This is a genomic window from Mycobacterium sp. TH-M25 (genome assembly GCF_057473665.1).
In genome coordinates this window covers 1-8,302 of the sequence record NZ_JBYCLA010000590.1, presented here as the reverse complement: position 1 = coordinate 8,302, position 8,302 = coordinate 1, and the positions used below count along the sequence as shown (strand labels likewise).

At 66.2% G+C, this 8,302-nt stretch carries 7 protein-coding genes and 1 pseudogene; 3 read left to right on the top strand and 5 right to left on the bottom strand.

What is annotated here, in order from left to right; genetic code table 11:
• Positions 1-1,283, top strand: a pseudogene (locus AC2VOU_RS19715) (cation-translocating P-type ATPase); the annotation flags it as partial.
• On the opposite strand, the gene AC2VOU_RS19710 reads toward AC2VOU_RS19715, so the two are convergent.
• Positions 1,182-1,475 (bottom strand): Rv1535 domain-containing protein, encoded by a 294-nt coding sequence (locus AC2VOU_RS19710; protein WP_486958881.1) that lies wholly within the window; start codon positions 1,473-1,475, stop codon positions 1,182-1,184. The pseudogene AC2VOU_RS19715 and the gene AC2VOU_RS19710 overlap by 102 nt on opposite strands.
• Before the next feature lie 63 nt (positions 1,476-1,538).
• Between AC2VOU_RS19710 and AC2VOU_RS19705 the strand changes: the two genes are divergently transcribed.
• On the top strand, positions 1,539-1,814 hold the full coding sequence (locus tag AC2VOU_RS19705) for a hypothetical protein (RefSeq protein WP_486958880.1): 276 nt from the start codon (positions 1,539-1,541) through the stop codon (positions 1,812-1,814).
• Positions 1,815-1,822: 8 nt separating this feature from the next.
• Here the strand turns inward: AC2VOU_RS19705 and AC2VOU_RS19700 are convergent, their stop codons facing one another.
• The 4 genes from AC2VOU_RS19700 to AC2VOU_RS19685 form a co-directional block, all read right to left on the bottom strand.
• Positions 1,823-2,155, bottom strand: coding sequence for an STAS domain-containing protein (locus AC2VOU_RS19700; protein ID WP_486958879.1), 333 nt, complete (start codon positions 2,153-2,155; stop codon positions 1,823-1,825).
• Positions 2,152-6,054 carry a SpoIIE family protein phosphatase gene (locus AC2VOU_RS19695; protein WP_486958878.1) on the bottom strand — a complete coding sequence of 1,301 codons (3,903 nt, stop codon included), beginning with the start codon at positions 6,052-6,054 and terminating at the stop codon, positions 2,152-2,154. Before AC2VOU_RS19695 ends, AC2VOU_RS19700 begins: the two co-directional genes overlap by 4 nt.
• A complete protein-coding gene (locus AC2VOU_RS19690) occupies positions 6,051-6,437 on the bottom strand; it encodes an STAS domain-containing protein (protein WP_486958877.1) in 387 nt (128 codons plus the stop codon). The genes AC2VOU_RS19695 and AC2VOU_RS19690 overlap by 4 nt, the downstream gene beginning before the upstream one ends.
• Before the next feature lie 75 nt (positions 6,438-6,512).
• On the bottom strand, positions 6,513-7,217 hold the full coding sequence (locus AC2VOU_RS19685) for a PAS and ANTAR domain-containing protein (RefSeq protein WP_486958876.1): 705 nt from the start codon (positions 7,215-7,217) through the stop codon (positions 6,513-6,515).
• 490 nt (positions 7,218-7,707) lie between these two features.
• Here AC2VOU_RS19685 and AC2VOU_RS19680 point away from each other — a divergent pair, with 490 nt between their 5' ends.
• Positions 7,708-8,070, top strand: a complete 363-nt coding sequence (locus tag AC2VOU_RS19680) for a hypothetical protein (protein WP_486958875.1) — start codon at positions 7,708-7,710, stop codon at positions 8,068-8,070.
• The last annotated feature ends 232 nt before the right edge of the window (positions 8,071-8,302 follow it).

The following is an 8,302-nucleotide window of genomic DNA, read 5'->3' as shown; positions in this document are numbered from 1 at the left end:
GTTCCGGTCCGGCAGGTCGTTCTCGGCATCGGTGTCCGGCGACGAATTGACCGTCAAGGGCGCGCCCGAGGTCGTGTTGGCCGCCAGCAACGGCGTCGGGCCCGACATCGAAGCGACGGTCCGCACGCTGGCGGCCGAGGGCTTACGTGTCATCGCCGTCGCGCGCCGCCGGCTGACGGCCCAACAGGCCCGACTGGTCACCGACGATGAAGACGCGATCGCCGACCTGGCCGTCGGCGAGCTGTCACTGGTGGGCTTCCTCGGGCTGTCCGACACTCCTCGAGCCGAGGCGCCCGCGTTGCTGGCCGCGCTCACCGAACGCGAGATCGGCATCCGGCTGATCACTGGCGACCATCCGATCACCGCGGCGGCGATCGCCCGGGACATGGGCATGGCGGTGACCGCAGACCAGGTCATCAGTGGCGCCGAGTGGGACGCCATGTCGCGCAAGAATCAGGAACGGGTGGTCAACGAGCGGGTGATCTTTGCCCGGATGTCGCCGGAGAACAAGGTCCAGGTCGTGCAGACGCTGGAGCGCACCGGGAAGGTCTGCGCGATGGTCGGTGACGGCGCCAACGACGCCGCCGCCATCCGGGCGGCCACCGTCGGCATCGGCGTGGTCGCCCGGGGCAGCGACTCCTCCAGCGTCGCGGCCGACGTGGTGCTCCTCGACGCCCGAATCGAGGCGCTGCTGAACGCGATCGACGAAGGCCGCGAGCTGTGGCGCCGTGTTCAGGCCGCGGTGTCAGTGCTGCTCGGCGGCAACGCCGGCGAGGTGGCGTTCGCGGTCATCGGCAGCGCGATCACCGGCAACTCGCCGCTGAACACGCGCCAACTGCTGCTGGTGAACATCTTCACCGACGCGCTGCCGGCGGCCGCTTTGGCGGTCAGCAAGCCGAGCGGTCCGGCTGGGGCCGACGGCCCCAAAGGCGGAGGCCCCGATCAGCAGGCGTTGTGGGAGGCGGTCGCGATCCGCGGCGCGACCACCGCGGCGGCGGCGACCGCAGCGTGGACGATGGCCGGCTTCACCGGGCGCCCGCAACGGGCGTCGACGGTGGCGCTGGTCGCGCTGGTGTCGGCGCAGCTGGGTCAGACACTGCTGGACTCCCGCACGCCGCTGGTCGTGTTGACCGCGGGCGGCTCGCTGGCGGTGATGGGGACGCTGATCAGCATCCCCGGCGTCAGCCAACTGCTGGGCTGCACTCCGCTCGGGCCGCTCGGCTGGGCGCAGGCGCTGGGCTCAGCCGGGGCTGCGACAGGCGCGGTGGCCGTCGCGAACCGCGCATTCGCCGATAGGCGTTCTTCTGCGCCGACCCCGACCCAGCTGACCCCGACCCAGCCAACCCCGGAGGAGCCGCCACGACCTGCAGGGCGCCGAGGCGCCACAGAACGGCGTACAACTGGGTCAGCGGGACGGTCAGCAGGCCAGCCACAGCTTCGGCTAGTGGGTCGGCCCGAGCGTCGGTCGTCGACATGACCAAGACAGTGACCGCAACAACGCACGCAATGGCAAAGGTTTAGTTACCGAAAGGCAAATGATGGCCGAAAAGACTGCGCGACGCAGAACTTCCCAGGCGGAAGCGGTTGCCCATATTCGACAAGGCGAGACGTTCGTGATCAATCTGCCGATTTTCGGGCAGCTCGAAATCCCCGGACCTGAGTCGCTGGCTTACTACGGGGGTCTGGCCGCTCTGGCTGCGTTCGAGCTGATCGACTGGCCGGTCGCGCTGGTCATCGCCGGCGGCCACCTGCTGGCCAGCAATCACCACAACAAGATGCTCGAGGAACTCGGCGAGGCGATCGAGAACGCCTAGTAACGCCGTCACCCTGCCCCGGCGCCGAGCACGCGACGCGCCGCTTCGACGTTGTGGTGGATCGGCATGCACATCAACTCCGCCACCCGGAACATGAAGCTCGTCGGCGGCAACACAATGACGATTTCGTTGTCGGCGAGCAGCTTGTCCAGAGCCGAGAAGCCAGCGCTGTCAAAGTATTTCACATTAGTCAGATCAAGGATCATCGGCCGCTCACCGGGAACGTCGCGCACCGACCGGTCAAAGTCGACGACATTGGACGCGTCGACCTCGCCGGCGAGCGTCACCTGGACCGGCAGTGACTCAAAGACGGTTTGCAGCTCGAACTCCGCGTGGCTCATAACGTAACGCCTTCCAGGAGATCCGACTCCGGTAGTACCGCCTGATCGAACGTCAACGTGATTCGCGTGCCGGCGGCGGTCCGGATCGTCCTCACATCGTCAGCGAGACCGTTGATCATGGTGAGTCCTCGGCCGCGTCTTTGGCTACGCTGGCTCGCCGACGAATCGCCCGACCATTGACCGGTGTCGCTGACGGTGGCGGTGACAGTTCGGCCGCGTACGAACGCTTCGATCGACACCGTCATGCCGGCATCGCCGCCGCTGCCGTGCTCGATCGCATTCGTCACCGCCTCGCCGGTGGCCAACAGGATGTCGGATTCCCGTCGCGGATTCACGTCGATGCCGGAAAGCCAGCCGCGCAATCGATGTCGCGCATCGGCGATGTGATCCAGGGACGCGGGCACCACGGTGGCGAAGCTTCGGGTGGAGCTGTGACACGGACGCAGCGCCAGCAGCACGACGTCGTCGGTGTAACCGCCGGGCGGAGCCATCCGGTCGAGTAACTCGTCGCACAGGTCGCCGACCGGGAGGTCGGCGCGGTACGCCGCAGCGCCGAGTAACCGGTCGAAGCCGTCGTCGAGTGCCTCACCGGGCCGCTCGATCAGTCCATCGGTATAGAGCAGAACGACGCTGCCGGAGGGCAATTCGTGCACCGCGGTGTTGCCCTTGAGCGCCCTCTCCGAGGCCGCGACCGGTGGCCGCCGGCCCTGCGACAAGTAGGCCGGTGGCTGGTCCGGCGTCACCAGCAGCGGATAGGGATGTCCCGCGCACGAGTAGCTGATTCGGGCGATGCCGTCGCCGGTGTCGGCGTCCGAACCGTCGTCGATCACCGCGTAACTGACCGTCGCGCACCGCGCGCCTGGCACGGTGGCCGCATACCGGTCCAAGTTCGCCAGCACCGCGCCCGGGTCGGCGTCGGTCAGTGCACTGGCCGCCAAGCCGGCCCGCAGCCTGCTCATCGCGATTGCGGCCGGCAGACCGTGCCCGACCACGTCGCCGACCGAAAACGCAATCCGTCCTTGGTTTTCCAGCGGCAGCACGACATACCAGTCACCGCCGACTCGCATCGCCTCACCACCGGGTTGATAGACCGCGGCGACGACCGCCGCCGTCGACCCATGGTCGAGGTCGAGTAGGTGGTCTTGGAAGTCGACGGAGATCCGGTGTTCGCGTTGCACGTTGCGGATGCGGTCGACCGTCGACTGGGTGGCCCTGGCCACCTCGGCGGCCCATTCGAGTTCAGCGGGATCGAACTGCCGCGGCTTGGGCCAGAGCATCCCGAGCGAACCGATGATCTTCCCGTCCGAACCCCGCAGCGGCTGGCTGATACACGACCGCACCACGTGCGACGTCTCGCCCACCACGTGCCGATAACGCGAGCTGAGGTTCAGCGTGTCGGTGATGACCATCGACTGACCGGTTCGGATGACATCCACCGGCACGATCGGGGTGTCCATCGACGCAATGTGGTAGCGGTCGCGGATCTCCGGCGGCACCGCGGCGCCGTATTCCAATCGGAGCGTCTTCGCCTCGGTGTCGAGCAACCCAAGGCAGATGATCGGTGACTCACCCGTCACGAACGCGGCGCCCTGCAGCGCATTGACGATCTCGACGCTCGAATCAGCCGTTTGCAGCGCGGCCTCGAGTTGAGCGAAATCGAGCGCTGTCCGGGCCCGGGCATCGCTGGTTTGCCGACTGGCGCGTTCGCGCGCCGCGGCTGACAGGCGGGCGGCCACGCGGTCGATTAAATCCTGAGATCTGAACGGCTTTGGCAGGTAGTCGTCGGCGCCGCCGGCGAATCCCGCGCTGACGGCGTCCACGCCGGCCCTTGCCGAAAGCATCAGCACCGGGGTGGCTGCCAGCGCCGGATCGGCCCGGATCGCGTCGAGCAGTTCGAATCCGTTCAGTCGCGGCATCATCACGTCGGTCACGACGGCATCGGGGTGGTGTCGGCGGGCTGACTCGAGGGCTTCCAGGCCGTCGCTGACGAGCACCGTCCGCCAGCGTGTCGACAGCACCCGCTCCAAATGGGCTCGCATATCAGCGTTGTCGTCGGCGATCAGCACCAGCTCACGACCGTCGGACACCGGCAGCGCGGCGCCCGCCGCTCGGGGCGTCACCCACTGGCCAGCCTCGACGACGTACGGGTTGTGCAGAAGTCCCGCCGGCGAATGGTCGGCGGTCTTGCCGCGCACGGATCGGGGCAACCGGATGGTGACCGCGGTGCCGCGGCCGAGTCGGCTGTCGAACTCGACAGCCCCGTGTTGCACTTCGACGAGGCCCCGCACCAACGACAAGCCGATCCCGCTGCCCTCGACGCTGCGCCCGAGCGCGTTCTCCGCGCGAAAGAACCGCTCCCCCAAGTGCTTCAGGTCATCCTCGGCGATACCGACACCGGTGTCGCGGACCATGATGCGACAGAAGGCCTTGTCACTGTGTGTGGTCACCGTGATGGAACCGGCCGGGGTGTATTTCACGGCGTTGGACATCAGGTTGAGGACGATGGTTTCCCACAGGCCAGGATCGATGTCGGCCAGCGCCGGGCGACAATCGAGCACCAACTCCAGATCGGCGCGTCGACACAGTTCGGAAAACGACGACGCGATGTGCGCCGTCAGCGCACCGACGTCGGTACACCCCAACGTGGCGGTGGCGCGGCCGGCGTCGATGCGGGAGAAGTCCAACAGCGCATCAACCAGCCGTCGCAGCCGTCCCGCATTGCGACGCGCTGTGCCCAGCCGATCCGCGATCACACTGTCGATGGTGGTGTCGCTCAACGCATCGTCGAGTGGCCCCAGCAACAGCGTGAGCGGGGTGCGGAATTCGTGACTCACGTTAGTCAGAAAAGCCGTCTTGGCGTGGTCCAACTCGGCAAGCGTGTCGGCCCGGCGCCGCTGCTGTTCATACGACACCGCCGCGGCGATCGCCGAGGACAACTGGTCGGCGAGCAACTGACAGAAGCCGACGTAGTGGTCGTCCAGCCGGCACAGCGGATTGGTCCCGATCAGCAGAGCCCCGCCGGCCGCTCCCTCACCGAGCGGTAGCAGTAGCGCATGGTCCGGACACTCGCCGCCCAACACCTCGTGAATGCCGTCGAACAGGGCCGCGACGTTGTCGATCATTCGCGTCTGCGGCCGCGCGGGAGATTCGGTCAACTCCGCCAACGTCGGCGGCAGCAACGGCTGCACCGACGGCGTCGCCGCCTGCAGCGTCGCGCCCGATTCCCCGGGGCCATCGAGGTACACGGCGATCAATGGCACGTCGGCGGGACGTTGCACGCACACGGCGACAGCCGCCTGCAGGGCGCCGTCGATGGTGTTGGTGTCCATCACCGCGGAGGCCACGTCGTTGAGCAGGCGCAGTCGGCGTTCGCTGAGCACCCGGTCGGTGGTTTCGAACGACGGGCAGATGAGCCCGAAGATGGCGCCGTCATCGCTGACCAGTGGGCTGTAGGTGAAGGTGAAATACCGTTCGCGGCGCCTACCCTCGGTCACGACGGGCAACATCAAGTCGTGCGACCATGTCGCTTCGCCGGTGACGATCACCTTGGCCAGTATCGGGCGGATCGGATCCCACACATCCCAGAACGCGTACTGGCCACGCTGACCCAGCGCGGCCGGGTGCCGGTCGGCGAGGATCGGGATGTAGGCGTCGTTGTAGATCAAAAACAGCTCGTCGGTGTCGAGCCCCAACACCATCGGAAAACTCGACATCAGCACCATTGCGACTACCGAGCGCATTTCAGCCGGCCATGCCTGCGGCGTCCCCAAAGGGTGTGCAGACCAATCGAATTCAGCGAACCGCTGGCCCATCTCGCCGCCGCGCGCCACGGCTACGGCGAGGTCAGGCGGCAGCACTTTCGGATCGAGTGGCCAGCCGCGGCGTTCATGGCCGCTCACGACCCGCGCTCGGACTCACGGCCTTCCAGTGCATCCGGCAGCGAGGGGTAGAGTTCGATCAGGCTGTCGAGGTTCGTCACCTCGATCGGGCGCACCACCAAGCCGTTGTCGGCGACCACCCGGACCGATATGCCGGCGCGAAGCCCCTGCTCGTGAACGTCGAGTACCGCGTTCAGCCCCGCGCTGCCGAAATATGTCACGCCGTTCAGGTCGACGATGAGTAGTCGGGAATCCTGGCCGCCGGCCCGCTGCAACGCGGACTCCAGCTGCGACCGAAGCCCGCGCGCGCTACCCGAATCGATCTCCCCCGAGGCGTGCACCAGTACGGCGTCGGGTCGAACCTCGGATTCGACCACCAACATGTCCATCGCGTTCTCACCCACCTCGACGCACTCAGATTCCGTCAGCCATCGCCACTGGTCCAGCCTATCGGGCAGGACACTTGTCTGGCAGGACACCTAGGCGGTGGATTCACCCGGAATGCGAAGATGCATGGTTAGCAGCAGGTGGTCGAAGGCGGCTTGGGTGTCCGCCGACGGCGTTGGCTGCGTGGCGATTTCGGCGACGAGTTGCTTGGCGAGCGACCGCAGCTTGGTATTGGTTTCCTGCGATCGCCACCTCAGCACGCCGAATGCCTGCTCGGGGCTGACCCGGTAAATCGCCACCAAGATCCCTTTGGCCTGTTCGATGACGGCGCGCGCCTCGAACAGATCAGGCAAAGCCTCGTCGAGGGCGTTCTGGCGGTTCTCGACGAAGGTCGCGGTGAGATCGAGGTAGTGGCCGGCGGTTCCCACCACCGCGCCGTCCGCATCGGAGATCCGGTCGGCGACCACAATCGCGTCGTGCACGGTGCCGGCCGTGTCGATGAAGCGGTGCCGGCTGGAGAAGGAGCTCTTGGACAACAACGCCCGGTCCAGCAGATCCTGCACATGGTCGCGGTCGTCGGGATGCTGGTGCGACATCAGCAGCTCGGTCGTCGGCTCGACGGTCCCCGGCTCGTAGCCGTGCATCCGGGCGAGTTCGTCGGACCATTCCCAGCGCTGCCCGACAAACCAGAAACGGAACGCACCGACACCCGGTTTGTCGACGTCGACGACCGGCCATCTGGACGGCCAGATGTCGGCGTCGCCGCTCGTCTCGGCCCGCTCCTGCACGCTGACCATTCTTGCACCGATGCCACAGCTTGCCCACCGGTTGGCCGGCAGCTGACTGGGTACGCATTGCCGTGGTCTGGTCCGCGATCTCCGTCGCGCCTGCGGACCGAGGTGCTACTGCGCTAGCGTGGAACCGCATACAACGCGCTTGGCGACGATGCGGACCGTGAGGAGTCGTGCCGCACAACGCAAGAGCGCACGCCCGGTGCGCCGAGAGGACGGCTCGGGGCCGTCGACCGGTGCCGTGGCGCAGCGTTCTGCGTGCGGCCTAGCGTCATGATCAATCGGCATACACATCAACGTCGCCAACTGAAGGCGTCGAATGTAACCGATGATCCGAAACGATGGTGTATTCAACACGTGCGGAGTAGATTTCACTTGGGTTGACCTCACAGATTCGACGCGCAGCCGGAAGGTGTTTGATTTTCGAGTTCCCTCTGCGGATGTGGCCACTCTGCCATTCGTTTCAGATTGGCATCGGCATACGACTGATGAGGGCTTGCAGTTGATTCCCCACTACGTAGACAGTGTCCGCGGATCGCTTCGGAACGACGAGACACTCAACGGTCGCCGCGGCGCCCCTATCGATATCCACACCGGCCCCGGACTCACCTCAATCACCATCTCCGGTGACATCGGCGCTGTCGACATAGCCGAGTTGAGCCCGCGTGCCCGCGGGCTGATTCGCGAGTGCGGAGCACTGGTAGTGAACCTGTGCGGCACCGACTTCATCGCCGTCGACGGGTTGCATGCGCTGTTGGCGCTGTGGTGTGCAAGTGAGGACGCCCCCAGGCCGGCTCCGATACGGGTCCTGCGGATCTGTTCCGAACACTTCACGGTCGCACTCCGCCGCTGCGGATGACGGGGACTCACGTAAGCGCCTAAGCCATATCTCAGGGTTATGGGCCAACTGAACGCGGCCGCACCACGCACCAAGCCGACGGGCGAGACGGCGTAGGTTCGCGGTCAAACCCCGATGACCTGCATGAACACATCGTTCTGAACCGCCAGATGAGGGGTATAGACAACTTTCAAAAACTTTTTGAAAGTTTTTACGACTTTTCGTTCCCCGAACGTATCTTGAGGGCTAGCTT

Coding starts and splice junctions, on each gene's coding strand:
- AC2VOU_RS19710 (WP_486958881.1), bottom strand. CDS start 1,475: ATGTCGACGACCGACGCTCGGGCCGACCCACTAGCCGAAGCTGTGGCT.
- AC2VOU_RS19705 (WP_486958880.1), top strand. CDS start 1,539: ATGGCCGAAAAGACTGCGCGACGCAGAACTTCCCAGGCGGAAGCGGTT.
- AC2VOU_RS19700 (WP_486958879.1), bottom strand. CDS start 2,155: ATGAGCCACGCGGAGTTCGAGCTGCAAACCGTCTTTGAGTCACTGCCG.
- AC2VOU_RS19685 (WP_486958876.1), bottom strand. CDS start 7,217: ATGGTCAGCGTGCAGGAGCGGGCCGAGACGAGCGGCGACGCCGACATC.